Genomic DNA, 26,566 nt, shown 5'->3' on the forward strand with positions numbered 1-26,566 from the left:
TGTCTTGCTAGCTTCAGTCCAAGCGAAATCCGAGACTGGGTTGATTGGCCGGGCGGAACGCCGCCTGAGCTGGAACTGGATACCGGAACGACAGCATTGTGCCCAAAGTGTGGGATCGACTCGGTAATTGGCGCTAGCTCTGGATTTCCAGTGACGACAGAGTTCCTTAGTCAAATGCGAAAGCATTGGTTTGAAGATTGATCAATCACCCGATCCGTCCGCAAATCAGGTGGTCTGCTATGAAAAGATTCACTCAAGTAAAACCAATCGACTTCTTGAAGAGTAATGCAGTGGAAGTCGTCAAAGTACTTTCCGAAACGCGAGAACCTATGCTCATCACACAAAACGGTGAAGCTAAGCTTGTGGTCACGGACATACAGATTTATGAGGAACAGCTAAATACCCTGACAATGCTAAGGCTCCTTGCTCTGGGCAAGAAAGAAGCGGATAGAGGGAATTTTCGCGATGCCGAAGATGTCTTCGTAGAGTTCGATATGAACGGTGAACTGTGAGCGCGGTGGCGCGCGCAGGTGATGCGTGTAACGTCGGCATAGCGTACTGGATGTCTTTTCGAGACTCGATCTATTTCGCTCCGAATCGCAATGGTTTGGTCTAACGAGGAATAGAAATTCAGGGGACCTCCAGATCTGTAGACCGAATGCGCCCCCTCAAAGAAATCTTTAGCCCGATTGGACTTTCAGCATTTCAGTAATGGACTCTGTTCGGCAACTCGATCTTACTTTTAGACTGGCTAGACAGAGAATCGTGATGTCGCAATCTGCATGTGCTCGCTCGTTCCCAGTAGTCGTTTCCAGGAAAGCGCAACCAGACGAAACGCCAGGCATTGCGTCCCTTGGCATGTCGGTTTGCGAATTGTGACGGCGTTACTTTTGTGCCGTCCTCGGCGACCACCTTATCGCCCACCACCTTCGCAAATTCGATGACGCTGCAATAGCTGGTTCGTAAAGCCGTCCCTTCAGGAAGGAAAACATTTTTCCATTGGAAGCCCCGCATTGGATAACCTCGCTCGCGCAATGACTGCCGTTCCATTTCCACGGCCAGCCAACGCTTCACAAGTTCCGCGACAAAGGCCTCTGGCTTGACGCCTGGACGCGCATCCATCAGGTAGAACTCCAAGTTAAAAAAATCAGTCAACGGCAGGTAGATCGCTTGTTTCGCTTCGTAGCCCATGATGTAGTCCTTTCGAAAATGGTCTAATCATTGGATCGCGGAACTGAAAAATGGTTCCCACTAGATTTTGGCGTCGAAATGTTGGATCGGATTCGACTTCGCGTTGCGATTCGTAGTTCCTCTTAGATTTTGGTCTCCGTCCCTTAGGTAGAAATATGCCGAAACGGCTGCGAATAGACTGAATTGGACGGCAGCCGTTTCATGAAGACCTAAGGTAGGTCTGACCGGAAAATGGGCATATTGATTTTCTGCTATGTATAATCTGCGGCTTCACTTCATCTGGTCCATCATTCATGCTCTACACAGCCCGCACCGTGCTGGCGGCCTTGCTGCTTTCTGCCATTCCCGCAATGACTGCAATGGCTGCAACGACCTACCCTCCTTCCGCCTACAGAGACGGCGCGATCAGGTGCCAGCAGGTGCGCCAGCTTGCATGCGCCGAGACGAACTGGGTTCAGTACATCAAGATGCGCCCTACCGATGCCCATGCCATCGCGAGCCTGGCCGTTATCTACAACTGGGACGACAAGCCAGAGTTGGCCATTGTGCAGGCGGAAAAGGCCATCGACATGGGCCAGGGCACTTACGATCTGTTCGCCGCCTATGCGCAAAGCCTAGAGAAGGTGGGTCGCATCGACGAGGCGATCGACTGGTCCTATAAAACGCTGGAAATCATGCCAAGCCTGGTCAATATTCGCGGTGACTTGGCCAAGATGCTGGTGATGAAGAAGCGGGAGTATGAAGCGCTGGCACTTCTCACTTCGTTCGACGCCACGCTGGAGGCGAAAGGCCATGGGCAGTATTTTGCCGGCCAGCGCATTGCCATCGAGTCGACCATTGAAAGGCAGGGCCAGGCTTTGGATAGCACTCAGAAGAGCCTGCGCCTGTCCAAGACTGGCGACCATTTCTACGCTCCGGTGAAGATTGGTGACGCCAGGGCCGTGGCATTCGTGGTGGATACCGGTGCCGCAAAGACAACGCTCAGCGACGAGATGCTCGCCAGCTCCAAGGCGAGTTACAAGGTTATCCAGCCTCAAATCGCCTTGCGAACCGCAGATAATCGCCGTGTCGTCGCACGTGTGGTTGTGCTGGATTCGCTCAAGGTGGGGCCTTTTGAACAGCGCAAAGTGACCGCCGTCGTCTGCCCGACGTGTGTTCCTCTGCTGGGGCAAGGGTCGCTCTCGCAGTTCAATATGGCGTCGGCTAAAAAGCAGGGTGTGGAGTTCATGACGTTGGAACCAAGGGCGGTGCGATAAATGGAACAACAACCAGCAAACCTGGGGCAGGTCTTGGCTGCGGCACGTGCGTCGGGCGCGAATAGGCCGTCCTTCAAACGGGTGCCTACCTGGGCGGAATTGGGCTTGGATGGTCACCTTAAACGCCTTGGATGGGGTGTGCTGGTCTATCTGCTGGTTCTCGCGGCCTTCTGGATAGTCATCCTCGGTGATTTTTGGTCGTCAACACAGATATGGCTGGCGAGTCTCGGCGCTCTCATTTTCAGCTATGCCTTCATGTCATTGAGTGCCTTTTTTGTGCAGGCAAAGCTCAATAAAGCCGAATTGAGCGAAAGCGGAGCGTGGCAGGTTTTGGTTGGGGCGGTAATCCTGAATCCTGCCATCATCGGCGGGTATGTTTCGCTGTCGGTATTCTTCCGGGCGCGCGGCATTAAGAAGCGGCTGGAAGCTAACAAATAGTAGTGTTGCTTATTCCCCCTCCCAGTTGACATTCGATTAATAGGCGCATGCCTTTGTGATAGTCTGTGTTGATGTCCTCAACAATGACTATCAGTCGATCTGGCAGCTTCCAGCGCGATCAATGGCGATTGAGCACCGCATTGGTGATCTCGGCCATCATCCACGCGCTGCTGTTGAGCATTACGCTGGGGGGACAGACGTTCGGGATTCCAGCCCTTAAATTCCCATGGCTGGACAGGCGCCTGGGCGCCAGTGATTTGCAGGTATTGCTGGAGCGGCGACCGGCCCCCAGCGCCGCATCGACAGCGCCGCCCTTGCCTAGCACCGCGCAGACTGTGAATGCCAATCCGGTGCTTGCTCCAGTGGAAAGGCCTGCTGCTGCCAGCCCGGTGGCATCCATGACTTCGCCCCCGCCAGCAATTGGCAATAGCCAGGCGCCTGCAGTTTTGATTCCGCCGCCGCCACCTGCTCCTGCGCCGGCGCCAGTTCCATCTCCGGAAACTAAAGCAGAAAAGCGCGCCGACGTGACGCCGCCGATCACGCCGGTTGCGGCGCCGGTGAATGCGCCCGCCAACTCCATGGAACGCAGCATCCCCATCCAGGAGCGCGAAGCGCCTGTCCCCGACAACGCCAGTGATATCGCACAAAAGCAAATCGAAAAAGATGCGCGCGAACGTGCGGAAGAAGCCAAGCTCGAACAGGAAAAGCAGGCCGCAGAAAGACTTCGCCAGGCGGAGCTGATGGCGGACGCACAGCGCCAGGCCGCACGACTGGAACAGCAGCGGCAAGAGGCAGCACGGCAGGAGCAGGAGCGCATCGAAGTCGCGCGCAAGGAAACGGTTCGTCAGGAACAAGTAAAACAAGCGCAAATCGAAGCAGCACGCCAGGAACAACTCCGCCAGGATGCTGCCCGTGCAGAGCAAGCCAGGAACGATGCCGCGCGCCAGGAGGCTGAACGCGTGGCGCAAGGCCGTCAGGAAGAGCTTCCCCGCGAGCAGGCACGGCTGGAAGAGAAGGCGCGCCAGGATGCGGCTAAACAGGCGCGGGAACGCGCGGAAATCGCCCGGGTAGAAGCCGCGCGTAAGGAAGCCCTGCGTCAGGAACAGGCAAAGCAAGCGCAGCTTGAAGCGGCGCGACAGGCGCAACAATTGGAGGCTGCGCGCCAGGATGCAGTCCGGCAGGAGGCAGCGCGGCACGAAGCGGCTAAGCAAGAGGCCGCACGTCTGGAACAAGCCAAGCGCGAGCAAGCGCAGTTGGAAAAAGCAAAGCAGGAAGCTGAACGCGAAGAGCGCCTGAAGGCGATTGGCCGGCAGCTCAATGAAGAAGCTGCGCAGCGCGAGGCGGCAGCAAAGAATCCATCCAAGTCTTTGCTGCCTTCAGCAAGTGGGCTCCGTCGCGGCTGGCTTTTCGGCCGCGCTGATCCGAATATCGACTTGGTTCAATACGCGGAGGCCATGAGCAAGAAGTTCGAATTGAACATGGCGTTCGACATGGTGCACGACGTGGTGAAACAGCGCCACGTGCCGCCGATGGTGACGGTGGCAATTCGTGCTGACGGCTCTGTCGAGAAGGTGACTTTCGTCGTCTCCAGCGGCGTACCGGCGATCGACGAAGCGATCAGGAAGGTCGTCACCACTTATGCACCGTATGGCGCGTTCCCGCCTGCATTGGCGCGCCAGTACGACGTGATCGAAATTCGCCGCACCTGGATTTTCGATACGGCGATCCGCCTGCAATAAGACGCGCTGCTCGACTAGTTCGAGGAGAACGTCGTGACCGTTGAAATCAAGGTAGCGCCACAGCTTGTCTTGTCACCGTGGTATGCCACAGCTTTGCCATTGACTGCGTGTCTGTTATTGCCGCTGACGATGACGCAGTTTTGATGTCCCGTCATCGGACACATGCAGCGGTCACCTACTAGGACCACAGGCTTTCCACTGACTAGCACGTGTTGGGCGCTGGTTTCGACGACTTTTCCGCCATGTGACGTTGGATCACCGACTCGGATAACGTTTTTCATTTTGCGGCCTTTGCGTTAGGCTGCGAAACAGAGTTCACCCTTGGTTCATCGTCCCCATAACGATCTCGAAGTGACGAGGAAATCTTATTCCAAAGCGCTATCGCCTCGGCCTTTGATAATGTTGAACTGACGGGATTGCCAGGCCGGCCTTTTCCAGTATCCATCTCCAACAATATTCGCGGCCTCTTGACAGTCTTTTTCTCCATTGCAGACTCCCACTGAAAGCTAAAAGCAGTGGTACCGTTGAACTCCACAACCTCGTCAGCGATTTGACCTCCTTTTATGCCATTAATCGTTCGGGATCCGCTTCCCAGGTCCTTGAAGCGACCCGCATACTGCTGTTTAACTGAGTTGTTCATTTCTCTCTCTAGCAATGGGGCTTCCAGTTGAATATTTGCCCAAGTGCTAATTGCGATGGCGAGATCCGGATGCTCCTTCATGCCAACATACATCATGACAAATTCGTTTTCTTCTACCGATAGTGGTTCGGAAACGAATGCGTTGCCAATGCAGAAGCCTGGCTTCAATGGCAGGCGATCGACGGACCAGGATTCAAACTGTTTCGCCACTTGTACTTGTGCCGACAATTTCTCCTCTGATCGAAATTCTGCCAATAGCTCAAGACTCTTCCCCTGCAAATGAATCATCGACTCGAACGATACTGATTCGAAGTTTACACGTTGCCCATCCTGAATATAGTGGTCACGCATCCTTCCGAACATGAAGGCCTTGCCAAGAACGTACTCCGTCTCTATCACCTTTACGGTTTCCAGACTTGACTGACCTAGACCGTTTTTTTGAATTCGCAGTTCGCGCTCTCGATTTTCGAGTCGCTTGAAAAAATTGTCTTTAGACTCGTCGATTGGGGATGAAACCTCCCATCCACCGATTCTCCCGCCACCAAATGAAATCACAGCGGTTGATGGTATGTCCACCAAGAATCGGCCGATACATACAGTCCTCATTGGGATATTGTCGATATCGATTTCCATGGCCCTCTTTCCATTCGTCCATCCAGCAACTAGAAGAATCGCCAGCAGCATCACGAATGTTCTGCAGAACGAGAAACAAATATTCATGACACCCTCACGCATTTACTATTCGAACGACAAGATGCAGCGTCAATTTCAACATCGCTTCGGTGTTGTAACTTCCTTGATGATCAAAACCACGCACCCGAAACAACTGCTTCACTTTTCCCTGGGGTCCTGCACCGGACGATGCCGGCACCGTTCCGTCCCCCGCCACATCTTGTACTTCAATCTTCAACGTTGTCGTTCGCCCATCTGAGAGTCCAACTGTACGGGAACCATTGAAACCTCGATTCAGGAATCGAGCATCCCGAAAATCCGTGGCGGTTAAATTCGAACCGCTCGTCGTGGGTGTCCACCTGCAGCTACCAAATGACAGAAATGCAGGGTCATCACCGTAGAAAGCGAAAGTGTTGGGGTGGTAGTAATCGCCGAGTAGCTCGGTATGAAATTTCTCCGCGATGCGAACTGTCGCCGCAACACGCTGCTCCACTGCGCCTCCATATTTATTCATTGGATCTGCAAGCGCAACGTCAAATAGCCGATACCAAGAACTGACATCGCGATACAGGTCGTATGGGCTTCCAACTGGCAGTTGCACCAAGTTCGTCCATGCATTTGACATGTTTCTCACAGATGCAAAAAGCCAGGGTTTGGGGAAAAGATGGTTTGGCAATAATTCCAATGGGCCAGCTGCTACCGCCATTACAGGAGTCGTCTCGGCGGGAGTGGCTCCGGCTATTTCCGAAAGCACCTCTGATTTCTTGTTATCGATAGGTCCGTTACTTGGGCTCGAATCCTCCGTCCCACACGCAATCCGTCTATAGCATGCCGGGGCACCCAATGCTGGGAGTACACCATGAACTATCCCCTTAATCTTCGAAGGAATTCGCTTGGCGCATGCGCGAGCGACCAAACCACCCATCGAATGGGTAACGAGAATGACTTGGTCACAACTGCTTCCAGACTTGGCCCAAAATTCGATTGCATTGCAAATTCGCTCTTCGAGGCGCTTCGCTGATAGCTCATTGGATTCCAGCCAGTTGTAGCCACATGCGTAGACGGGGTAGTGGTATTCGGCAAGCTTGGTGAGTTCTCCGTCCGTTAGCGGAGCGGCGACGCCAGTGCGAGTAGCTCCCCATTTTGCCCGGTCAAATAAATTGATATGAATCCAATGTCCCTCAATGTCACAGCGGTCATAAACGGCGCGAAAAGTAGCGTTCAGATAGATATGTAATGTTGAAAGCAATTCTCCGTAGCTGTCCGAATGTACTTCTCCCCATCCCCGTTCCCGTGCCATGTCAACGGTAATGGCGCGCCCATCGGCATCGGGCTTGATTAGAATGTCGCCGGAGCTATCTACTTCTAATGCGGGGCCATTGAGGATCTGTTGCCTTGCCGCTCCGTCTCGAGCTTTCCACTTCTTTGCTTCGCTCAAACCCGCACTGATCCCATTGGGGGGACGCCAAGCACTTTCACCAGGTCTAAGCCCTTCATTTCTTGGCTTCCCACCTAATTTGGCGCGCAAATTGCTCCCCATAATTCCCGGCACAACAATCACTGGGATCACCTTGGTCGGCGGAACCGCTACCCTTGCGCGTGTTGTGCATGAAACCGGGGTTAAGTAGGTTGTTGCGCGGACCGTGCCATTTTTCTCAGTGCGTGACGGAATTCGCCGCGTTGGTTCAGTAGGTGGATTTGTCGCCATGATCAATGCGGCTCCTAGAGCTCATTGGGATAAATGCTTATCTGGATCTCGCCTATCACGTCGCCAGTGGCCAACTCCGTTCGGCCACAATCATCGGTAATGCCGGTGATGGACCGGCCATCCGGAAGATCGAGCCTGTACTTTCGACCTACAACTGGAAGGCCATTTTGCGCCTGATAGATGATCACGCGCTCGTCAGTTTTTACCTTTGTCGATGGCAGCTTTAGCTTGTCGGCAGTGCCACCTCCACCGGTCGTGTGCACAAACTTTGACGACTTAATTATGTGGTCCCCCTTCGATTGCTCGACGATAGAACCAGATCCAAAAGTCGCTTGGGCTCCGTCAGCACCAATCTTGACCTTGGGAGCTAAAATCTCAATTTCCTTCCCGGCCGAAATCTTCACTTTCCCAGGCGAGGTCAGCTCGATATCACCGTTATGGCTCTGAATGATTATGTTTCCATTTGCAGCAATGAGCTTCAGGCCAAGCTTATGAGCGAGAAAACTCAATTCGCCCACCGCTCTCACGAAAACCGATGCGCCGGACGTAACCTTGGTATCGCCGCCACTCATATAATTGGCCCCGTGTTGGGCGCCAATTGCAATTGATTTGGCGCTGCTTAATGCTATTCCGTCATCGCCGTTTATTGCGATCAAACTCTTCGCCTTAGATGAACTGGTGTCCCATTGCTTAATGTCTTCAATAAGCTCACGTAATCTCTGATCATCGTCAGTATCCAAATTGTGAGTTTTCGCCAGTGACGTTAAGAGTTCATCGATACTACTTAGAGCATCCAGGAGCCCTGTCATTTCTTGGCGATCCAGGAGTCTGTGATCGCCGTCCAAGCCAGTCGTGACCAGCACACCTTTTCGTCCCCTGATCACTGCACTTTCTGCGCTTCGCAATTCCGCCCCATCGCCGCGCGATTTGGCTTCGCCAGATGTTCGCTCCTCCGTTAAGAAACCCAGATTCAACTGCGACGCTGCGTGTTCTGATGCTAATTGAACGCTTATCTCGCCAGGCGCATCGTCAAACCGAAGCCGATTTGACCGAACGCCGTTCACTTCTCGACTCCTTATGCCGGAAAACCAACGATTTCCAGTCAATCCTCCGCCATCGCTGAAGACCGGAGGTTGGGACCGCTCGTTATAGACTTGCCCGACGATTACAGGACGATCCGGATTACCATCCAAAGAAGCCACCAACACCTCAGTTCCCTTGCGGGGAAGATGTAAACTTCCAAACTGCCCCGACCCGACAGGCCCACTTCCCGCCCAATTGCTCACAACTCGCACCCATGCGGAATCGTTGTCAGCGTCTGACGCACCTATTCCGTTTGCGTGAACATGGTCTTCCTCTCGAGTACATCTAAACCGGATCTTTACGCGACCAAGTTCATCGCAGTGGACTTCTTCTCCCTCTGGCCCGACAACCATGGCACTTTGCATTGGGACGTTAGGCAGGTCAATGCGCGAGTCGTATGCTGGAATAATGGCGACGCCGCGTCGGACGGTGGAGAAGGCCACTTTAAGCTTCGTAGCAGCGTCTTCGCTTTCCGGCGTTTGCATCCATCGACTTCGGGAGAACAGGCGCTCGACGCGGGCGGTTAGGTCTTTTGAAAGATTGTTTGTGACCGCCATCTGCAGCGACGTGATAACAAACTGGCGCTCACTGTTAGGATGCGCGTCGATTTCTGGGTGACCTTCGAGCTCGAAGTATTCGCCTACGCAGAAGTCACGCACGCTGCCTTCGCCGTGGAAGCACTTGGATTCAAGGTCGTGGCGATTCATAGCCAACTGGCCCAGTTGGCAAAGATCGTCGTGGTCATCGCCTGCATGGGGCGAGAGGATCAGGTAGTCGTCCAGCGTGGCGGACATTTCGTTGCCGTTTGATCCCTGGTCCGACTGGCCCGTGACCGTAGTGGTCATGAATTCAGTATCGGTGGGATTCTTGTAGTTCCAGCTGAAGCGCGAGACGCGACCTGGCTGCAGGGTGCGAACGGCGCACCAGGAGGTGATGCTGTCACGTTCTTCAGTGGCGGCGTCGCGGTGGTAGCGCACGATGCCGGCGGCGTTTGGTGGCAGGGTGTCGGAGTTGTTGAACAAGACCATCGTGTGCGATGGCCAATTTGATTGATCGGCGCGGAAGTACCAGGCGATGCCTCTGCGCTTAAGCAAACGTCGGATAAAGGTTGCATCCGATTCGTTGTACTGCATGGTGAACTCTCGCTGCGGGTAGCTCGTGCTGTTGAAGGATTCATCCATTTCGTAGCGGAAGCAGGTGCCGATGATGGGATTGGTCTGCATCCATTCATCCAGGATCACCTGCACGATCTCCACTTCGTTCTTATTGCGGAACACGCGGGTGTTGTTTCGCTTTTCCATGATGGAGAGCGCGTCGCGCATCACCAACTGGTAGCTGGCCAAGCCGCCGTCGCTGTCGCCTGCATGGGCTTCGGTGACGATGCCGCATACGCTGCGCAAGTCGCCGCGGTCGGTCACGATGTCGACTGCCACGGGTAACGCGATCAGTTCTTTCAGCGAGATGAAGGCATCCAGGGAAACGCAGAGGATGCGGTATTCAATGCTGCCGCAGATCGATTCGCTGCCTTGCACACGCTGCGGCAGCAGCACGTCTTCCAGCATTTGCGTTGGGTGGGCCAGGCGAAGTCGCAAGGGACGGTTGTCAGTGATCAGGTCCTTATCTTGCTGGAAGAAGCTGAGCAGGGCGTTGTCCACGGCGGGCTCCATTCGTCTGATTGACGTAGGGACCTATGGTGGCATGCGTAAATTTTATCGACATTGATTTTTGGCAAAGGGAGCGGGTGATGCTTCTGGCAACATGGGTCTGGCATCGATAGTGTTTGGTGGCGCTATAATGCCCACCACTCACTCTTAATTTCGATGCGCTTGAGTTCATCGTGAAGCCATCCAGAGCCCCTTCAAAATTGCCTGCAAAGAGACAACCAACATCTCGCTATCAATGGATCTGTATCAAATGAATGGCGATTGTTCTGAAGAATCGCCATGAAACCGGACAAGTCCCTCGCCGCCTATCGAAAAATGCGCCAGCAACCATTGTGGCGCCTGCTGGCGGCTGCCAATGGACCTACAATCCTGGCTCTGTTGCAGGCGCATCTGTACGAAGGCGAGCGCAGCCTCCCCGCTTCTATCCTGCACGAGCGTCTTGAGCGCGAGCTGGAGCGCCTGCGGAACCTCGGCGAAGACTGGCCGCAAACGGCACAGCAATATGCCGCCTCCTGGCTGGCGGATGGTTACCTTGAGCGCCGCTTCCCACCCGGTTCGAAAGAGGAGGAATACGAACTCGCTACATCCACGGTCGAGGCGATCCGCTTCGTATCCAGCCTGGCTAAGCCGCATAGTGCGGCAACCGAAAGCCGTCTTGGCCTGGTGATCGACGCTTTGTCCAAACTGTCCGACGACACGGATGCCGACAAAGCCCGCCGCATCGCACGGTTGCGGACAGAGCAGGAACGCATTGAGCGCGAGATTGCCGCAATCGAAAATGGCAAGGTCCAGATTCTGCCGGAGGTGGCCGCTCTGGAACGCACGCGCGAAATCATCGCGCTGGCTGACAACCTGGCCGGCGACTTCCGCCGCGTGCGCGACCAGTTTGAACAACTGAACCGAGAGCTGCGTGAGCGCATCATGGATAACGACGGCAGCCGCGGCGAGGTATTGGACTCCCTGTTCGCCGGCATCGACCTGATCGGCGAAAGCGAGGCGGGACGCACCTTTGCCGCTTTCTGGCGCCTGTTGACCGATCCGGTGCAGTCAACCACACTGGAAGATGCGCTAGACCAGCTGATGTCGCGCGACTTCGTGGCGGCGCTGGAGCCGGCCGAGCGAAAATTCCTGCTGCGCCTGACCCGTACGCTGCTGGAGCAGGGCGGTATCGTGCATGAGGTGCTGCAATCCTTCGCCCGTAGCCTGAAGCACTTTGTGCAAAGCCGGGAGTTCATGGAGCAGCGCCGCCTGACCCAACTTCTGCGTGCGGCGCAGCGTTCCGCCCTGGCGCTGAAGGAGGAAGTCAAGGCGACAGACACTCTCAATTACACCCTTGAGCTCACCAGCAGCAAGCTTTCTTCATTGTCGCAATGGCTGCTGCACGATCCCGCTTTGCAGGCGTTGCCGGACAGGATGGCCGACGGCGCCGCCGCGCCGATCGACCTGGTCACCATCGGCGAACTGGTGGCCCAGTCGGAAATCGACTTCCGTACGCTAGCGGCGAATGTGCAATCGGTGCTAGCGACGCGCAGCCAGGCATCGATCGCCGACGTGCTGGCGGAATTCCCTGCCGCACAGGGGCTGGGCAGCGTCATCGGCCTGCTGTCGCTGGGTAGCCGCTACGGCATGGTAGCGCAGGCCAGCGAGACCGTTTCCTGGTTGGGCGGCGACAACGTGCAGCGCAGGGCTACAATACCGGCTATTTACTTCTTCAAGGATCAACAGGATGGACTTGCCAGAGCAGGCGGCGCCGCAAGCTGAGGCGGAGCCTCAGCCAAGCGCACTTTTCCTCAACGACACGGGGGAACTGCCGCTGGAAACCCGGCGCGTGCTGGTGCAATTGCTGTCCGGACCGTCGCTGGAAGGGCGCCGCCATGCCAAGCTGTGGCCCGTGCTGCTGCGCGACGAGGCCGTCGTGCAGCGCCGCCTGCACGACCTGTTCCTGGAGCTGGTGATCGACCGCGACATGCAGGTCGCCTTTACGCGCCAGGTGGACGCCGGCGATCTGGAGGTGCCGATCCTCTTGCGCCGCGCCCAGCTGACCTTCATCGATTCCGTCCTGCTGCTGTTCCTACGCCAGCGCCTGACCCAGGCCGAGGCGCATGGTGAGCGCGCCGTTGTCTCGCGCGACGAGATCGTGGAAAACATGGTGCTGTACGAACGTGCCGCAAGCACCGACCGCGCCGGATTTACCAAGCGTATTTCCGCCTCGATCGAAAAGATCAAAAAGCACAATATCCTGCAGAAGATCCGCGCCAGCGATGACCGTTTTGAGATTTCCCCGACACTGAAGCTGCTGTTCACCGCCGAAGAGATCGTTGCACTGACGGCCCTGTACGACGCAATGGCCGCCGGCGAGGCGCCTACGCTGGCGCGTCAGCCGCTGGATGATGGCGAGGACGAGGAATGAGCCACCAGTTCCGCATGGCGCGCCTGCAGGTATTCAACTGGGGCACCTTCAGCGGCCTGCACGAGGTGCCAATCAGCGAGCGGGGCTTCCTGATCGTCGGCCCTTCCGGCGCAGGTAAATCCACCTTGCTGGACGCTTTCTCCGCCCTGCTGGTACCGCCGCGCTGGGCCGACTTCAATGCAGCAGCGCGCGAGGCCGACCGTAAGGGACGCGACCGCAACCTGGCCAGCTATATTCGCGGCGCGTGGTCGGCGCAAAGCGACAGCACGTCCGGCGTCACCACAACGCGCTACCTGCGAGGGGGCACCACCACCTGGTCTGCCATCGCGCTGCATTACCACAACAGCAACGGGCAGGATGTAGTCCTGCTCCAGCTGTTCTGGCTGAGGGGTAACAGCAACGCCAATACAGATGTCAAGCGCATTTTCCTGATAATGGAGCGTCCGTTCGACCTACGCGAATTGCAGGATTTCGCAAGTACCAACTTCGATGTGCGCAAGCTGAAGCTGGCTTACCCGGAAGCCTACATCAAGGACGACTTTGCCCCGTATTGCGAGCGTTTCTGCCGCGTGCTCGGCATCGATAATGAAATGGCGCTGCGCCTGCTGCACAAAACGCAATCGGCCAAGAACGTCGGCGACCTGAACGCCTTCCTGCGCGATTTCATGCTGGAGAAGCCGGAGACGTTTGACGTGGCGGACCGCCTGGTCAATGAATTTGGTGAATTGAATGAGGCACACCAGTCCGTCGTGACGGCGCGCAGGCAGGTGCAGACACTGGCGCCGGCGCGAACGCGGCACCAGCAGATGGAGCAGTTGCAGATGGAACGCAATGGCCTGCGCGAGCTTGAGGTGGGGCTGCATAGCTACCGTGAGCAATTGCGGATCCGCCTGTTGACGGCGCATATCGCAGCGCTGCGCATCGAGACCGACGGCCTGTCCGGCCGCGTGCAGCAATTACGTGGCACGCTGGACAATCGCGAAATGACCCTGCGCGACCTGGAGCAACAGCGTAGCGCAGCAGGCGGCGACAGGATCGAACAGCTGGAACTCGAACGCGGACTGGTGAATGAACAGCGCGTGAGCCGCATGGCCAGGCGTAAGCAGGCAGTGGACGCTTGCAATGCCCTGGACTGGAGCTTTGCCGGCTCGCCGGAAGGCTTTGCGGCCTTGGTCGGGCAAGCCCGCCAGGAGCTGGAAGACTGGCAGCAGCAAGCCGCCGGGGAAGACCGCCTGCTGGAGCTGGGCCGCGCGCGCGACGACGTCAAGCGCCAGCGCGACGAGGTCCTGTGGGAGCTGCATTCGCTGCGCCGCCAGCCAAGCAATATCCCGGCCCACATGCTGGAGATGCGGCGCCAGTTGGCCATCGCCATCGGGGTCGGGCCGGATGCGCTGCCCTTTGCCGGCGAGCTGCTGGACGTTAAGCCGGAAGACGAGGAGTGGCGTGGCGCCATCGAACGTGTGCTGCACGGATTTGCGCTCTCCATCCTGGTCGATGAAGAGCAATACGCGGCCCTGTCCAACCATGTCAATGACGCCAGCCTGGGCCAGAAGCTGGTCTATTTCCGCACTGGCCGCGCCGAACAGCCGCAGGCGCGTCCGCTGCGCGCCGCCTCGCTGGTGGCCAAGCTCAATGTAAAGGGCGGCCGCTTCGCGGAATGGTTGCAGGCCGACCTGCGCCAGCGCTTTGACTACGAGTGCGTGGAGTCGATGAAGGCCTTCCGCGTCGCGCCGGAGCGCGCCCTGACGCGTGAGGGTCAGGTCAAACATAACCGCTCTCGGCATGAAAAGGATGACCGCAGCAGCGTCAACGACCGGCGCCACTGGGTGCTAGGCTTCGACAACCGCGACAAGCTAGCCCTGTACGAGCAACAGGAACAGCAATTGCGCCAGCAGCAGGAAGGATTGGAAGCACAGTTGGAGACGCTAGGCAAACAGCGTTACCAGGCTGGCGTGCGGATGCTGCAATGCCACACTCTGGTCAACTTGCAATGGCAGGAAATCGAAGCGGAACCGCTGGTCCAGCGCATCGCCGCCATCGACCGGCTGCTAGCTTCGATCCGCGAGGGCAATGCCAACCTGCAGGCGATCGACGAGCGCTTGCGCCAGCAGCGCACACTGGTGAAGCAGGCTGCGGACGACATGGAGAATGAAAAGGTCTCGCTGCGGGCGCGCGAGCGGGAAATCGAGGCAAACGAAAACCAGCTGTCTGCGGCACAGCAAGATCCGTCCATAGTGCCCTTGACGCCGCACCAGCAATCCGGCCTGGACCAGCGCTATCAGGGGCTGGCGCAGCCACCGGCGCTCAAGGACGTCGATAGCGCCGACCGCACTGTGCGCAAGGCAATCTCAGACGACATACTGGCCCTGAGCGAAGCAATTGGCGACTGCGTCAAGTTCATCGAGGCGCAGTTCTCCACCTTCATCAGCACATGGCGTGCCGACGCCGAAGGCCTCGATGCAACAATGCCTGCTGCCGGCGACTTCTTCACCAAACTGGCGCGCCTCGAAACGGACGGCCTGCCGGCCCATGAACAGCGATTCTTCGACCTGTTGCGCAACCAGAGCCACCAAAACCTTGCTGCTCTGTCCACCTATTTGAACGATGCGCGCAAAGCCATCCTGGCGCGTATGGAGCTGGTGAACGAAAGTCTGCGTCAGGTGCCGTTCAATCGCAACGAGGAATGCACGACCTTCCTGCAGATCCAGCCCAAAGACCGGCAACTGCCGGAGGTGCGCCAATTCAAGCAGGACATCCTCGACGCCTTGAGCCATGCCTGGCATGACGATCCGCAAGCTGCGGAAGCGCGCTTCGTGGAATTGCGCCGTCTTGTCGAGCGGCTGTCAAGTCAGGACGCCGATTTGCGGCGCTGGCGGGAATCAGTGCTGGACGTGCGCCTGCATGTCGAGTTCATCGGCCGTGAATACGACGAGCAAGGCGTGGAACATGACGTGCTGGAAAGCGGCGCCGGCAAATCCGGCGGCCAGCGCCAGAAACTGGCTACCACCGTCCTGGCCGCGGCATTGCGCTACCAGCTAGGCGGCAGCGAAAGCGGGGTTCCGGTTTACGCACCCGTGGTGCTGGATGAAGCCTTCGATAAGGCCGACAACGAGTTCACTGCGCTAGCCATGAATATCTTTGCCAACTTTGGCTTCCAGATGATAGTCGCCACGCCGTTGAAGTCCGTGATGACGCTGGAGCCGTTCATTGGCGGTGCTTGTTTCGTCGCCATTCGCGACCGTCGCGAATCAGGCGTACTCTTGATCGAATACGACGAAGCACAACGGCGGCTGAAATTGGCCGCCGAAGTGCGCGCGGAGGCTGCGCTTGAAGCTGCCGGTTGATGTTGAGTCGCTGCTGAAGAAGCGCTTCGCCGGCAAGCATCGCGATTGGCTGGCCGACGACGATTCGTTGCAGCAATGGCCACTGGTAATTTCACTTGGTCCGCCAAGCGAAGCTGAAGCATTGAAGCATACTGACGCTGTAAGGGGCTGGGCTTCCTCCTGGCGTGAATGGTGTGGTGAAGGTAAGCTGCAATGGGTTGAGCGCCGCTGGCGCGTGCTCGGTACGCAACGCTTGCCAGAAAGCCTGCGCCTGGATGGTCCTCACGCAGTTTGCGCCTGGATCGGCGAATTGGGCCGCTGGCAGCTCGCAGAGCAGCGGCACCAGGCATTGTGCCAGCGCTGGCCGAGCGTGACATCAGCCGCCGCGCGTCAGTTCAACATTTTGGCGGACATGGAAGACGCCGATTTCACGCGCATCCTAGCGGTTCTCGAATGGTTGTACGCCAATCCATCCTCCGGCCTCTATCTCCGCCAGTTGCCAGTTCCGGGCCTCGATACTAAATGGATCGAGTCGCGCAAAGGGCTGTTGGCAAGGCTTCTTGCAGGCATTTTCGGGCTGCCCGAACCTGACAGAGACTTTTACGACATGTGCGGCCTGCGTCAGTTGCCAAAGCTGGTTCATATGCGGGTGCTCGATCCCGCATTGAGGGCTGAAATACGTGGCCTTCACGACATTTGTTCGCCGATTTCACAACTAGCCGGCATGAACCTGGCCCCGTCAACTGTATTGGTCGTAGAAAACCTTCAGACAGGGCTGGCCTTGCCGGACTTGCCCGGCACTGTGGCCTTCATCGCGTTGGGATATCACGTCGAAGTGCTGTCGCATATCCCCTGGGTCAGGGGCTGCAACGGCCTTTATTGGGGTGACATTGACACGCACGGTTACGCCATCCTTCACCGCGCGCGTAGCCATCTTCCACAGCTTCAGTCGCTCCTGATGGATGAAGAAACTTTGCTGCAATTTTCATCGCTGTGGGCTTCTGAGGCGAACCAGTCCAATGCAGAAGACTTGTCTCTCTTGCAGCCGTCCGAACTCGCAATATACCAAAGCCTCAAACAGCATCGGTGGGGGCATTGCATACGCCTTGAGCAGGAGCGAATTTCGTGGACGGTGGCGATGCATGCTCTCCTAAAGCATTTCGATCGCTGATTCAAGCCAGAGGGCGCGTACCGGCTCGCAGACTGGTCACGTATAGGATGGTTCCGTTTTCGTTCGCAATGCGAAGCCGAGCAAAGCGGTTTTCGCGCAGTTTGTCGGCGAGGACTATTGTCAGGATCTCGGCCAGGATGTAGATGCTGTGCTCTTGCATGGCTGGTTCATTCACCACGATGGTGAATTCTGTTCCGTGCATGTGGATGCGGCCCATGGGGTGCTCCAGCCAGGCGGTGGATGGCTTGGCGACCAGGCCTTTCAGGCTTTCGGTGAATTTGCAGCCGTGGAGCTGCAGTTGTTTGCTTAGGGCGGGGAACGTCGCATCTTCTGTGCAGAGGCTTTCTGCGAGCTGGGCGTAATCGGGGGAGAAGGCAGGTGAAGTAATGTCGTTCAGGAATTGGATGGGGAAGCCTACGGCGTTCGTTTCTGTTGTCAGCTTGGTGGATCGGTGCAATGGGTCGCTGTTAGTGCACGCCGGCTGCGCGGCGATTGTTCCGCTTTCTAGCTTGACCGAGAACTGGTCACGATCGACGAACTTGATGGCAAAGCCTTCCTGTTCGTCCAGCTGCCAATAGGGGCCGGGCATGCTGTGCTCAGTGCCGTGGAAGGGTGGCAGGACGTGGTCGCCGCTTGCCTTCACCACCGCGACTTTCTCGACGCTGTAGATTTCGCAGCCTGCCTGCTTTGGTGTTATCGGGTATGACTCGTTGCGGCCATCCAGGCGGATTGGTGCTGCAGGAAGGTGGAATAGGTTGATCACCGGGGTGCAGCCAAGGCGCAGGTTCTCGGCATTGGCATGGCGGAGGCGCGCGTTGTAGCTGGGGAGAACGATGTGCAGCACGATACGTTTGCATCCTGGCGGGCAGGATGGTGCGAGGGCTTCCATATTCAGGTCTACGAAATCGAACTTTGGAGGCAGGTGAAAGTATTCGGTCAGTATTCGTGGGCTTTGCGGGCCGGGTTGGCCTGGCAGGAGTGTTTCGTTGGCGTCAAAGCCGGCGGCGGTGAAAGGAGGCTTGGCAAGGGTCTGCCACGTGCCATCTGCCTCGATGCATATGCAGCGGCCATGCAGGAGGATGGCGTCGAGCAGCGCGGCGCGTAGGGAGGGCTCGCCGGCGATGTGGATTCTCAGCTTGTCGATCAGAGGCTGCTTGAAGGATGCGTTGTTGGCGGTGCATTGCAGCTCGATGATGAGTGCGGAGGTCGCATTACTGGGGATGCTTAGCGCAGCCGGCAGGTCGATCGTGGGTTGGAATCTGACTTCGGTGATGACGATTGGCGCGATGGTGGTGTTGAAGGCGGTGGTGAATTTGTTTGCGCCGTTGTGCAGCGTTGATCCGCGTGGCAGGTGGCTGACCGAGCTGATTTCGTTCGGGCGGGCTGACGATATGTCGACCTGAATGATGCCGCATGCCGGAACTATACGCAGGTAATGCGGCTGCAGGGTTTGCAGCAGGGCCTTGTGGAACTCCGCGCGGCCATCTTCGATCATCTTCTGCGTGGCTGCGTTGAGCAGGGCGACGGATTGCAGCAGGCGCTCGACTTCCGGGTCTGTACTGGCGTCGGCACCGAGTTCCAATGCGTTTGCGGTGATGGGGTGCTTTTCAGCATACCGACGCGTAGCTTCGCGAAGGCGGACCAGCTCTTGCTCGTAGTGGTGCAGTAGCTTTTCCATGATCAGTCCTTGTGGGGATCTTGATCAGCCAATGGTGGCATTCAAGAGCTTGCCAACCTTTGAGAAGAAGCAAAGCTTTGGCGAGCGACGAAAATGTCCACCTTGGTTCCTGACCCCAAGGTGGACATTCGTTTTGGCAATTTTGACTTAGGTCAAAGATTTTGCTGCGCCGCATCAATAGACTTTCACTTACCGAATATCAATGACCAAGTGAAAGAGGTAGTGAAATGAAGAAAGCGATTTTGGCAGTTGTGCTGGGTGGCCTGGCTTTGAATGCAGTGGCGGAAGAATCCCCTTGGCTGGTGCGTGCGCGTGCGGTGCATATCAACCCGGCGGACAAGTCTGATCCGATTGGCGGCGTGGGCGCTTCCGACCGCATCAGCGTCAGCAGCAAGACCATTCCGGAAGTGGATATTTCCTACTTCTTTAGCCCGAATATTTCCGCGGAGCTGGTGCTGACTTATCCGCAGAAGCATGATGTCTACCTGGATGGGCAGTCCATCGGTACCTTCAAGCACCTGCCGCCTACGCTGTTGGCGCAGTACCACTTCACGCCGTCCTCGCAGTTCAGCCCTTACGTGGGCCTGGGTGTGAACTGGACGACCTTCTCCAATAACAAGATCCTGAACGGTACCGGTAGCCTGGAACATGACAGCATCGGCTTGGCCGTTCAAGCGGGTGCGGACTTCAAGCTGGATAAGAACTGGTCGCTTAACGTGGATATCAAGAAGGTGCAGATCCGCAGCGATGTGATGATCTCGGGCGCCAAGGTCAGCAAGGCCAAGGTGGACCCTGTGCTGTTCGGCGTGGGCGTGGGCTACCGCTTTTAATCGTTGAACAGGCCGCCCTGCACTTCTGCGCGCAGCTCCTGGGCGAGTGCGCGGCGGCGCGGGTCGGTGGCGAAGTAGCCTATGTCGACTGCTACGCCTTTCGATTCAAGGTGGATCAGGTCGCTGGGGTGGGTGGGCATTTGCAGCCGCAGGAAGTAGAGTTCCAGCTGGGTGGTGCTCATTTTGCCGGCGGAGACTTTTTCCACCAGCAGTTGACCGTTGGCGAGCACGATATGCTCGTAGTCCGTGGCATGGCGGGCGTAGTGGAGGAAGGCGGCTGCAACGGCTGTCATTTCCAGTACGGTGAAGAGCAGTACTTGCCACATGCCGACCAAGACAAAGCCTGTTGCTACGGCAAACGAGAACAGGCACATCAGGGCGTAAGCCATCCCCATCTGCTGGGGCGACAATGAGCAATTGCGCCGCAGTAGCCATTCCCTGCGTTCCCTGAGCAAGTCTCGTTTCATGGAGACATTCTAGGCATAACTCGTGGCTAAAAGCAAAATGTCCACCTTGGGGTCAGGAACAAATGTGGACATTCTCCTCGGAAATGTCCAACTTTGTTCCTGACCCTGAAGTGGACATTTCGTCGGGGCGGGGGAGGGTGAAGATGAAGGTGGAGCCTTCGCTGGGCTTGCTGCGGGCGGTCAGGGTGCCGCCGTGGGCTTCGGCTAGCTGGCGGGAGATGAACAGGCCGAGCCCCAGGCCGGCGGGGACGTTTTCCATCTTGCCGCGCTCGAAGGGTTCGAAGATTTTCGGCAGCATTTCTTCGGGAATGCCGAGTCCTTGGTCGATCACTTCTATGCGTGCGAATTGGCTGTCGGCGTGCAGGCGTACGTCGACTGGCTTGCCGTCGCCGTAGCGCAGGGCGTTGGTGATCAGGTTGACGATCACTTGCTCGACGCGGAATTCGTCCCAGCAGCCGGCGACTGGCTGCACGATCGTCAGGCGTAGTTCGGTGTGCATGTCGGCTGCCTGGTGCGACAGGTCGCCGACGATGCGCTGCATCAGCGCTTCCAGATCCACGGCCGCTGGGCGGATCGAGAGCTTGCCCGAGCGGATGCGCGATACGTCGAGCATGTCGTCGATCAGGCGCACCATGGCGTGAATCTGCCGCATGTCACGCGCAACCATGCGTTCCAGCTGCTCGGGGGCGAAGTGGTCCATATTGCCGCGCTCCAGCTGCAGCTTGCGCATCTGCGCTTCAAGGTAGAGGGTATTCAATGGCGTGCGCAGTTCGTGCGCGACCATGGACATGAACTGGTCGCGCATTTCCAGCGCGCGTTCCAGCTCCTGCTGCACGGCATTCAGCTCGCTCACGGTGGCGTTGCGCTGTTCGACGATCTGCCGCACTTCCTGCTTTTGCTTGTACAGGTCGACGAAGACATTGACCTTGCTCCGCACAGCATCCGCATCCAGCGGTTTGTAGAGGAAGTCGACTGCGCCCGCTTCGTATCCTTTGAAGGCGTAATTCAGTTCCTTGCCGGCGGCGCTGACGAAGACGATCGGTATCTGGCGCGTTTTTCCGGTGCCGCGCATCAGCTCCGCCAGCTCAAAGCCGTCCATGCCGGGCATTTGCACGTCGATGATCGCCAGTGCGAATTCGTGCTCCAGCAGCAGCGCCAGTGCTTCTTCGCCGGTATGGGCCTGGAAGATCGCGCGGTCTTCGGCGCGCACCAAGGCGGTCAGTGCGCGCAGGTTTTCCGGCAGGTCGTCTACCAGGAGGACATTGGTAGTTTCCATCAGTACTTCTCCAGCATCGGCAATAGTTTCTTGATTTGCTCCAGCGGCAAAACCAGGCTGGGGGCGCGGAGGTTGATCGCCTCTTGCGGCATGACGTTGACCTCGGCTTCGCCGGGGTCTTGCACCACCGTCAGGCCGCCCTCCCTGCCAATGGCGGCCATGCCTGCTGCGCCATCGTCATTGGCCCCGGTCAACAATATGCCGGCCAAATGCGCGCCATAGGCATCGGCCGCTGTTTCCATGGTGATGTCGATGGCGGGGCGTGCGAAATGCAGCGGTGCGTCGCAGCTCAGTGAGAAGCTGCGGTCGTTTTCAATCAGCAGGTGATAGCCTGCCGGGGCAAAGTAGAGAGTACCCGGAATGATGGCATCCTTGTCGCCCGCTTCGCGTACAGGTACCGCGAGCTTTTGCTGGAACACGTCCACCAGCTGGTTGGGGCGGCCGCTGCGTACGTGCAGCACCACAATGATCGGGATGCGGTATGTGCGCGGCAGCGCGGGCAGCACCTGCATCAGCGCACTCACGCCGCCGGCGGACGCACCTATCACTACCGCCTCGGTCTTGCGGCCATGCAGGGCCATCTCGAGCGAGAGGGGTGTGTTCATCATTTTTTCCTGAACAGGCGGTCGCGCCGGGCCAGCACTTCGAACTTCGGCCCGAAGGCGGAGAAGTCGATGCTTTCCTTGCTGCCCAGGCCTAAAAAGCCGCGGTGGCACAGCGAGTCGTGGAACAGCCCTAGCGCCCTGTCCTGCAGCTTGCGGTTGAAGTAGATCATTACGTTGCGGCAGCTGACAAATTGCGTCTCGGCGAATACGGCGTCGGTGGCCAAGCTATGGTCGGCAAAGGTGACGTTTTCGCATAGCGAGCGGTCGAACAGGGCGGCGTTGTAGGCTGCCGTGTAGTAGTCGGAGAAGGCGTGCTTGCCGCCGGCTGCCTGGTAGTTGGCGGTGTAGGTGCGCATATGCTCCAGCGGGAACATGCCCTTGCGCGCTTTTTCCAACGATTGCGGGTTGATGTCGGTGGCGTAGATGATGCTGCGTTCGAGCAGGCCTTCTTCCTTCAGCAAAATCGCGAGCGAATACACTTCTTCGCCGGTGCTGCAGCCGGCTACCCAGATTTTCAGCGAGGGATAGGTGCCCAGCACCGGCATCACATGCTCGCGCAGGCCGACGAAATAGCTGGGGTCGCGGAACATTTCGGTCACCGGTATGGTGAGGTATTGCAGCAGGCGGCTGAAGGCGTCCGGTTCGTGCAGCACACGCGACTGCAGCTGGGAAACGGTCTTGCAGCTCATTTCGGCCATGGCGTGCAGCACGCGGCGCTTTTGCGAGGCGCCGGTGTAGTCGCGAAAGTCGTAGCTGTACTTGAGGAAGACGGCTTCCATCAGCATGCGCAGCTCAATGTCGATGCTGCTGATCGGGGCGCCGTCGTTCATCACACGGTTTCCAGGGTTGGCATCCACACCCGCAGCAATGAGTACAGGCGGGACAGGTCGATCGGTTTGGCCAGGTAGTCGTTGGCGCCGGCGGCCAGGCATTGCTCCTGGTCGTCTTTCATGGCCTTGGCGGTGATGGCGATGACCGGCAGTCGCAGGAAGCGCGGGTCGGCGCGCAGGCGGCGCGTGGCTTCCAGGCCGTCCATGCCGGGCATCATAATGTCCATCAGCACCAGGTCGATGTCGGGCACGGTATCCAGTTTTTCCAGGGCTTCGTGGCCGTTGCGGGCGATTTCCACCAGGGCGCCTTTCTGCTCAATGGCGCTGGTCAAGGCGAAGATGTTGCGCACGTCGTCGTCCACCAGCAGGATGCGGCGGCCTTCGAATACGCGGTCGCGGCTGCGTACTTCTTTCAGCATTTGCTGCCGTTCGCTGGAGAGCTGCGATTCAACCTTGTGCAGGAAGAGCGTTACCTCGTCCAGCAGGCGTTCCGGCGAGCGGGCGCCTTTGATGATGATGGAGCGCGAGTATTTCGATAGCTCGGCTTCTTCGGCGCGGGTCATGCTACGTCCAGTATAGACAATCACCGGCGGGAAGCTGGCGATCTCCTGCTGGGACATTTTTTGCAGCAGGTCGCTGCCCTGCATATCGGGCAGCTTCAGATCCATGATCATGGTGTCGAAGATGGTTTCGCGCAGCTGGTCCAATGCTTCGGCGCCGCTGGCGACGGCGGTGATGTCGATGTCTTCGTCTTCAATCAGCCGCACCATGCTTTCGCGCTGGCGTTCGTCGTCTTCCACCAGCAGGATGTGTTTGATCTTTTGCGTGAAGCGGCGTTCCAGGCGGTCGAATGCGGCCAGCAAGTCCCGGCGCTCGGCCGGCTTGCGGACGAAGCCGATGGCGCCCAGGTGCAGGGCTGCTTCGCCGCTGTCGCTGGCGCTAATCACGTGCACTGGAATATGGCGGGTTTGCGGGTTGTCCTTCAACATCTGCAGGACCGACAGGCCGGAGCGGTCGGGCAGGCGGATGTCGAGCATCACCGCTTCCGGCTGATGTTCTTCGGCCAGCTGCAGGCCTTCCTCGGCGGTGAAGGCGACCAGGGCGCGGTAGCGGGATTCGTGCGCCAGGTCGAACAGGATGCGGGCGAAGGCGGGGTCGTCTTCGATGATCAGGACCATGCGTTCAGGCGGCGGGGCGACGTTGCGGTCGTCTTCGAAAGGGCGCGGCGGGGCGGACGTTGCGCTGCCTGGGGCGCCCTGGAGGACGTTTTCAACCTGCGCAACGTGAGCACGTCCGGCGTCGATCATCGGCGGCTCGCCTTCCGGTGCAGCGATTGCCCACTGCGTCGGCAGCAGCAGGGTGAAGGTGCTGCCCTGCCCTTCCACGCTGGACAGTTCGACCTCGCCGCCCAGCAGGCGCGCCAGGTCGCGCGAAATCGACAAGCCAAGGCCGGTGCCGCCAAAGCGCCGGCTTGGCGTGCCGTCGCCCTGCTGGAATGCTTCGAAGATCGAGGCTTGCTGCTCCGTCCGCACGCCAACACCGGTATCGATGACAGAAAAGCGCAACAGGCCCGCTTCGCCCGGCGAAATGCGCAGGATCACCTTGCCTCGGTCAGTGAACTTGACCGCATTCGACAGCAGGTTCCTGAGAATCTGTTCCAGGCGCTGGCGGTCGGTGTAGACCGTATCCGGCAAGCCTGGCAAAAGGTCGATCACAAATTCCAGGTTCTTTTCCTGCGCCAGCGGGCCGAAGGCGGCCTCCAGATTCTCGACCATGGCCTGCAGGTGCACGTCTTCCGGCACCAGTTCCAGCTTGCCCGCTTCGACCTTGGAGATATCCAGGATGTCGTTGATCAGCGCCAGCAAATCATTGCCTGCGTTGTAGATGGTGAGCGCAAAGCGCACCTGCTCTTCATTCAGGTTGCCCTGGGCGTTATCGGCCAGCAGCTTGGCCAGGATCAGTGAGCTGTTCAAGGGCGTGCGCAGCTCGTGCGACATATTCGCCAGGAATTGCGATTTGTACTGGCTGGCACGCTCCAGGTCAAACGCCCGTTCTTCCACGTCGCGCCGGGCGGAGGCCAGTGCGGCATTGCGCAGGTCCAGCGTTTCGGCCTGGTTTGCCAGTTTCTCGTTGCTTTGCTCCAGCTCGAGCTTTTGCGTCTCCAGGTTCACTTGCGAACGTTCAAGGATGCGCGACTGCTCTTCCAGCTCCTCGTTGGCGGTGCGCAGTTCCTCCTGTTGCACCTGTAGCTGTTCGTTCAGCAACTGCGTTTGCGACAGCACTTCGGCCAGCCGCTGGCGCGCGGTGGTCGCATCGATCGCCATGCCAATATTGCCGGCCACCAGTTCCATAAAATCCAACTCGCGCCGACCTGCCTCGCGCAGGAATCCCAGCTCCACCACGCCATTCACCCGCCCGTCGCTGTGCACCGGTTGCAGCACCAGCTGCTGCGGCTCGCCGTTACCGAGTGAGGACGATACCTTGATATAGCCTTCGGGCAGATTCGGCACATGCATCGTGCGCCGTGTGCGCGCCGCCTGGCCTACCAGCCCTTCTCCCGGCGCCAGCGTATGCCCTTCCACTTCGTCGTCGGCACTGAAGCCATAGGCGGCCGTGCGTTCCAGCGAACCGTCCGGCTTCACCACGTAAAACGAGGCCACCGCCACGTCCAGGTAGCGCGCCAGGAATTCCAGCAGCGTGGACGACAGCAGCGGCAAGGCCAGTTGGCCAATGCCTTGCTCGGCCAACTGGCTCTGTCCTTCCCGCAGCCAGGACTGGTGCTGCAGCTGGTAGGCGTGTGTGTGCTGTTCCTGCAGCGCGTCGCGATAAACATTCGACAAGCGCAGCAGGTCGCGCCGGCCCAGCCACGCCAACAGCGCGCTGACCGCCACGCTCACGGCAAGAAAAATCGCCACCGTCCAGAATCCCACCAGGCGCAGGGTCTCGTTGCGCGTGGCGCGCTGCAGTTCTTCGTGCGCGATAAAGTCGCGGAACTGCTCGCGCAATTCGTCGGATGGCACCTTGCCCACGCCTGCCTTCACCATGCCGAGGTAATCGCCCTGCTGGCGGCGCGCGGCAATCATCTGCTCGGCGGCACGCAGCCATTCTTTCTGCTGGCTGCGGATGTGGCGCAGGCGCTCGACCTGGGTCTTATCGTCGGCGACGATCTCGGACAGCATATCGCCCGCCGTATCGAAGCGCGGGCGCGCTGTGATGAAGGGCGTGAGGAAGGCGTCATCTCCCGTCAGCAGGAAGCCGCGCATACCGGTCTCCATCTCCACGGACAGCTTGCGCAATTCCTGCGCACCGCCAATGGCGCGCTCGGTGCTTTCCACGGCGCTCCAGGTGCTCATCAGGTAGGCGAACAACGCCACGAAAATGCCGGCAGCAACAAGCCCGCCAAGCAGCGGTATTCTTACGTTGCGGTTGAGTATTCGGCGAAAGCCCTGGTCGTCGATGGTCGAACTACGCTGCATGTCATTGATTAACAGTCATCGGGAAGATTCCAGTGTACGCCTACGGCGGAGCTTGCGCGGCAATCGTGCGCGGGGGCTATAATTGCTTTCAAACCAATCACTTCCTATC

20 protein-coding genes are annotated in these 26,566 nt (G+C 58.2%); 9 read left to right on the forward strand and 11 right to left on the reverse strand.

Annotation, left to right across the window (positions count from 1 at the left end; translation table 11 throughout):
• The first annotated feature begins 239 nt into the window (after nucleotides 1-239).
• Nucleotides 240-512: a type II toxin-antitoxin system Phd/YefM family antitoxin gene (locus AC1RTP_RS07075; RefSeq protein ID WP_498605870.1), complete on the forward strand. Its 273-nt coding sequence runs from the start codon at nucleotides 240-242 to the stop codon at nucleotides 510-512.
• Nucleotides 513-705: 193 nt separating this feature from the next.
• Here the strand turns inward: AC1RTP_RS07075 and AC1RTP_RS07080 are convergent, their stop codons facing one another.
• On the reverse strand, nucleotides 706-1,191 hold the full coding sequence (locus AC1RTP_RS07080) for a hypothetical protein (RefSeq protein WP_498605871.1): 486 nt from the start codon (nucleotides 1,189-1,191) through the stop codon (nucleotides 706-708).
• Nucleotides 1,192-1,484: 293 nt separating this feature from the next.
• Here AC1RTP_RS07080 and AC1RTP_RS07085 point away from each other — a divergent pair, with 293 nt between their 5' ends.
• The 3 genes from AC1RTP_RS07085 to AC1RTP_RS07095 all read left to right on the forward strand — a co-directional run bounded on the left by AC1RTP_RS07085 (nucleotide 1,485) and on the right by AC1RTP_RS07095 (nucleotide 4,624).
• Nucleotides 1,485-2,447 carry an aspartyl protease family protein gene (locus tag AC1RTP_RS07085; RefSeq protein ID WP_498605872.1) on the forward strand — a complete coding sequence of 321 codons (963 nt, stop codon included), beginning with the start codon at nucleotides 1,485-1,487 and terminating at the stop codon, nucleotides 2,445-2,447.
• Nucleotides 2,448-2,885, forward strand: coding sequence for a hypothetical protein (locus AC1RTP_RS07090; protein ID WP_498605873.1), 438 nt, complete (start codon nucleotides 2,448-2,450; stop codon nucleotides 2,883-2,885). It begins immediately after the preceding gene.
• An 83-nt stretch (nucleotides 2,886-2,968) separates the two neighbouring features.
• Nucleotides 2,969-4,624 carry an energy transducer TonB family protein gene (locus AC1RTP_RS07095; protein ID WP_498605874.1) on the forward strand — a complete coding sequence of 552 codons (1,656 nt, stop codon included), beginning with the start codon at nucleotides 2,969-2,971 and terminating at the stop codon, nucleotides 4,622-4,624.
• A 14-nt stretch (nucleotides 4,625-4,638) separates the two neighbouring features.
• Here the strand turns inward: AC1RTP_RS07095 and AC1RTP_RS07100 are convergent, their stop codons facing one another.
• The 4 genes from AC1RTP_RS07100 to AC1RTP_RS07115 form a co-directional block, all read right to left on the reverse strand.
• Nucleotides 4,639-4,905, reverse strand: coding sequence for a PAAR domain-containing protein (locus AC1RTP_RS07100; RefSeq protein ID WP_498605875.1), 267 nt, complete (start codon nucleotides 4,903-4,905; stop codon nucleotides 4,639-4,641).
• On the reverse strand, nucleotides 4,902-5,897 hold the full coding sequence (locus AC1RTP_RS07105; protein WP_498605876.1) for a T6SS immunity protein Tli4 family protein: 996 nt from the start codon (nucleotides 5,895-5,897) through the stop codon (nucleotides 4,902-4,904). The genes AC1RTP_RS07100 and AC1RTP_RS07105 overlap by 4 nt, the downstream gene beginning before the upstream one ends.
• Nucleotides 5,898-5,991: 94 nt before the next feature.
• Entirely contained in the window at nucleotides 5,992-7,644 is a 1,653-nt protein-coding gene (locus tag AC1RTP_RS07110; protein WP_498605877.1) for an esterase/lipase family protein, read from the reverse strand.
• Nucleotides 7,645-7,658: 14 nt separating this feature from the next.
• A complete protein-coding gene (locus AC1RTP_RS07115; protein ID WP_498605878.1) occupies nucleotides 7,659-10,382 on the reverse strand; it encodes a type VI secretion system Vgr family protein in 2,724 nt (907 codons plus the stop codon).
• Nucleotides 10,383-10,670: 288 nt separating this feature from the next.
• Between AC1RTP_RS07115 and AC1RTP_RS07120 the strand changes: the two genes are divergently transcribed.
• Genes AC1RTP_RS07120 through AC1RTP_RS07135 form a run of 4 tightly spaced genes read left to right on the forward strand, consistent with a single transcriptional unit; the run spans nucleotide 10,671 to nucleotide 17,295 of the window.
• A complete protein-coding gene (locus AC1RTP_RS07120; RefSeq protein ID WP_498605879.1) occupies nucleotides 10,671-12,152 on the forward strand; it encodes a DUF3375 domain-containing protein in 1,482 nt (493 codons plus the stop codon).
• The gene (locus AC1RTP_RS07125; RefSeq protein WP_498605880.1) at nucleotides 12,118-12,801 is read left to right on the forward strand and encodes a DUF4194 domain-containing protein; all 684 of its coding nucleotides are present in this window, start codon (nucleotides 12,118-12,120) and stop codon (nucleotides 12,799-12,801) included. The genes AC1RTP_RS07120 and AC1RTP_RS07125 overlap by 35 nt, the downstream gene beginning before the upstream one ends.
• Nucleotides 12,798-16,145 carry an ATP-binding protein gene (locus tag AC1RTP_RS07130; protein WP_498605881.1) on the forward strand — a complete coding sequence of 1,116 codons (3,348 nt, stop codon included), beginning with the start codon at nucleotides 12,798-12,800 and terminating at the stop codon, nucleotides 16,143-16,145. Before AC1RTP_RS07125 ends, AC1RTP_RS07130 begins: the two co-directional genes overlap by 4 nt.
• On the forward strand, nucleotides 16,129-17,295 hold the full coding sequence (locus AC1RTP_RS07135; RefSeq protein ID WP_498605882.1) for a Wadjet anti-phage system protein JetD domain-containing protein: 1,167 nt from the start codon (nucleotides 16,129-16,131) through the stop codon (nucleotides 17,293-17,295). The genes AC1RTP_RS07130 and AC1RTP_RS07135 overlap by 17 nt, the downstream gene beginning before the upstream one ends.
• Nucleotide 17,296: 1 nt before the next feature.
• On the opposite strand, the gene tssF is transcribed toward AC1RTP_RS07135, so the two are convergent.
• Nucleotides 17,297-18,973, reverse strand: coding sequence for a type VI secretion system baseplate subunit TssF (gene tssF / locus AC1RTP_RS07140; protein ID WP_498605883.1), 1,677 nt, complete (start codon nucleotides 18,971-18,973; stop codon nucleotides 17,297-17,299).
• Nucleotides 18,974-19,200: 227 nt separating this feature from the next.
• Here tssF and AC1RTP_RS07145 point away from each other — a divergent pair, with 227 nt between their 5' ends.
• On the forward strand, nucleotides 19,201-19,803 hold the full coding sequence (locus tag AC1RTP_RS07145; protein WP_498605884.1) for an OmpW/AlkL family protein: 603 nt from the start codon (nucleotides 19,201-19,203) through the stop codon (nucleotides 19,801-19,803).
• Here AC1RTP_RS07145 and AC1RTP_RS07150 read toward each other — a convergent pair.
• The 5 genes from AC1RTP_RS07150 to AC1RTP_RS07170 are packed head-to-tail and all read right to left on the reverse strand — an operon-like array spanning nucleotide 19,800 to nucleotide 26,457.
• Nucleotides 19,800-20,270, reverse strand: coding sequence for a DUF2244 domain-containing protein (locus AC1RTP_RS07150; protein WP_498605885.1), 471 nt, complete (start codon nucleotides 20,268-20,270; stop codon nucleotides 19,800-19,802). The two genes, AC1RTP_RS07145 and AC1RTP_RS07150, sit on opposite strands and share 4 nt — an antisense overlap.
• Before the next feature lie 52 nt (nucleotides 20,271-20,322).
• Nucleotides 20,323-21,546, reverse strand: coding sequence for a hybrid sensor histidine kinase/response regulator (locus AC1RTP_RS07155; RefSeq protein ID WP_498605886.1), 1,224 nt, complete (start codon nucleotides 21,544-21,546; stop codon nucleotides 20,323-20,325).
• A complete protein-coding gene (locus AC1RTP_RS07160) occupies nucleotides 21,546-22,154 on the reverse strand; it encodes a chemotaxis protein CheB (RefSeq protein ID WP_498605887.1) in 609 nt (202 codons plus the stop codon). Before AC1RTP_RS07160 ends, AC1RTP_RS07155 begins: the two co-directional genes overlap by 1 nt.
• On the reverse strand, nucleotides 22,151-22,981 hold the full coding sequence (locus tag AC1RTP_RS07165; protein ID WP_498605888.1) for a CheR family methyltransferase: 831 nt from the start codon (nucleotides 22,979-22,981) through the stop codon (nucleotides 22,151-22,153). Before AC1RTP_RS07165 ends, AC1RTP_RS07160 begins: the two co-directional genes overlap by 4 nt.
• Nucleotides 22,981-26,457: a response regulator gene (locus tag AC1RTP_RS07170; protein WP_498605889.1), complete on the reverse strand. Its 3,477-nt coding sequence runs from the start codon at nucleotides 26,455-26,457 to the stop codon at nucleotides 22,981-22,983. The genes AC1RTP_RS07165 and AC1RTP_RS07170 overlap by 1 nt, the downstream gene beginning before the upstream one ends.
• Nucleotides 26,458-26,566: the final 109 nt, after the last annotated feature.

The sequence above is a fragment of the Pseudoduganella sp. GW821-FHT11H04 genome, from assembly GCF_058807935.1.

Excerpts from the sequence above, each read along its gene's own strand:
- AC1RTP_RS07085 (WP_498605872.1), top strand. The coding sequence starts at position 1,485 with ATGCTCTACACAGCCCGCACCGTGCTGGCGGCCTTGCTGCTTTCTGCC.
- AC1RTP_RS07150 (WP_498605885.1), bottom strand. The coding sequence starts at position 20,270 with ATGAAACGAGACTTGCTCAGGGAACGCAGGGAATGGCTACTGCGGCGC.
- AC1RTP_RS07125 (WP_498605880.1), top strand. The coding sequence starts at position 12,118 with ATGGACTTGCCAGAGCAGGCGGCGCCGCAAGCTGAGGCGGAGCCTCAG.
- AC1RTP_RS07130 (WP_498605881.1), top strand. The coding sequence starts at position 12,798 with ATGAGCCACCAGTTCCGCATGGCGCGCCTGCAGGTATTCAACTGGGGC.
- AC1RTP_RS07100 (WP_498605875.1), bottom strand. The coding sequence starts at position 4,905 with ATGAAAAACGTTATCCGAGTCGGTGATCCAACGTCACATGGCGGAAAA.
- AC1RTP_RS07165 (WP_498605888.1), bottom strand. The coding sequence starts at position 22,981 with ATGAACGACGGCGCCCCGATCAGCAGCATCGACATTGAGCTGCGCATG.
- AC1RTP_RS07170 (WP_498605889.1), bottom strand. The coding sequence starts at position 26,457 with ATGCAGCGTAGTTCGACCATCGACGACCAGGGCTTTCGCCGAATACTC.
- AC1RTP_RS07080 (WP_498605871.1), bottom strand. The coding sequence starts at position 1,191 with ATGGGCTACGAAGCGAAACAAGCGATCTACCTGCCGTTGACTGATTTT.
- AC1RTP_RS07160 (WP_498605887.1), bottom strand. The coding sequence starts at position 22,154 with ATGATGAACACACCCCTCTCGCTCGAGATGGCCCTGCATGGCCGCAAG.
- AC1RTP_RS07110 (WP_498605877.1), bottom strand. The coding sequence starts at position 7,644 with ATGGCGACAAATCCACCTACTGAACCAACGCGGCGAATTCCGTCACGC.
- tssF (WP_498605883.1), bottom strand. The coding sequence starts at position 18,973 with ATGGAAAAGCTACTGCACCACTACGAGCAAGAGCTGGTCCGCCTTCGC.
- AC1RTP_RS07105 (WP_498605876.1), bottom strand. The coding sequence starts at position 5,897 with ATGGAAATCGATATCGACAATATCCCAATGAGGACTGTATGTATCGGC.
- AC1RTP_RS07095 (WP_498605874.1), top strand. The coding sequence starts at position 2,969 with ATGACTATCAGTCGATCTGGCAGCTTCCAGCGCGATCAATGGCGATTG.
- AC1RTP_RS07075 (WP_498605870.1), top strand. The coding sequence starts at position 240 with ATGAAAAGATTCACTCAAGTAAAACCAATCGACTTCTTGAAGAGTAAT.
- AC1RTP_RS07090 (WP_498605873.1), top strand. The coding sequence starts at position 2,448 with ATGGAACAACAACCAGCAAACCTGGGGCAGGTCTTGGCTGCGGCACGT.
- AC1RTP_RS07120 (WP_498605879.1), top strand. The coding sequence starts at position 10,671 with ATGAAACCGGACAAGTCCCTCGCCGCCTATCGAAAAATGCGCCAGCAA.
- AC1RTP_RS07145 (WP_498605884.1), top strand. The coding sequence starts at position 19,201 with ATGAAGAAAGCGATTTTGGCAGTTGTGCTGGGTGGCCTGGCTTTGAAT.
- AC1RTP_RS07155 (WP_498605886.1), bottom strand. The coding sequence starts at position 21,546 with ATGGAAACTACCAATGTCCTCCTGGTAGACGACCTGCCGGAAAACCTG.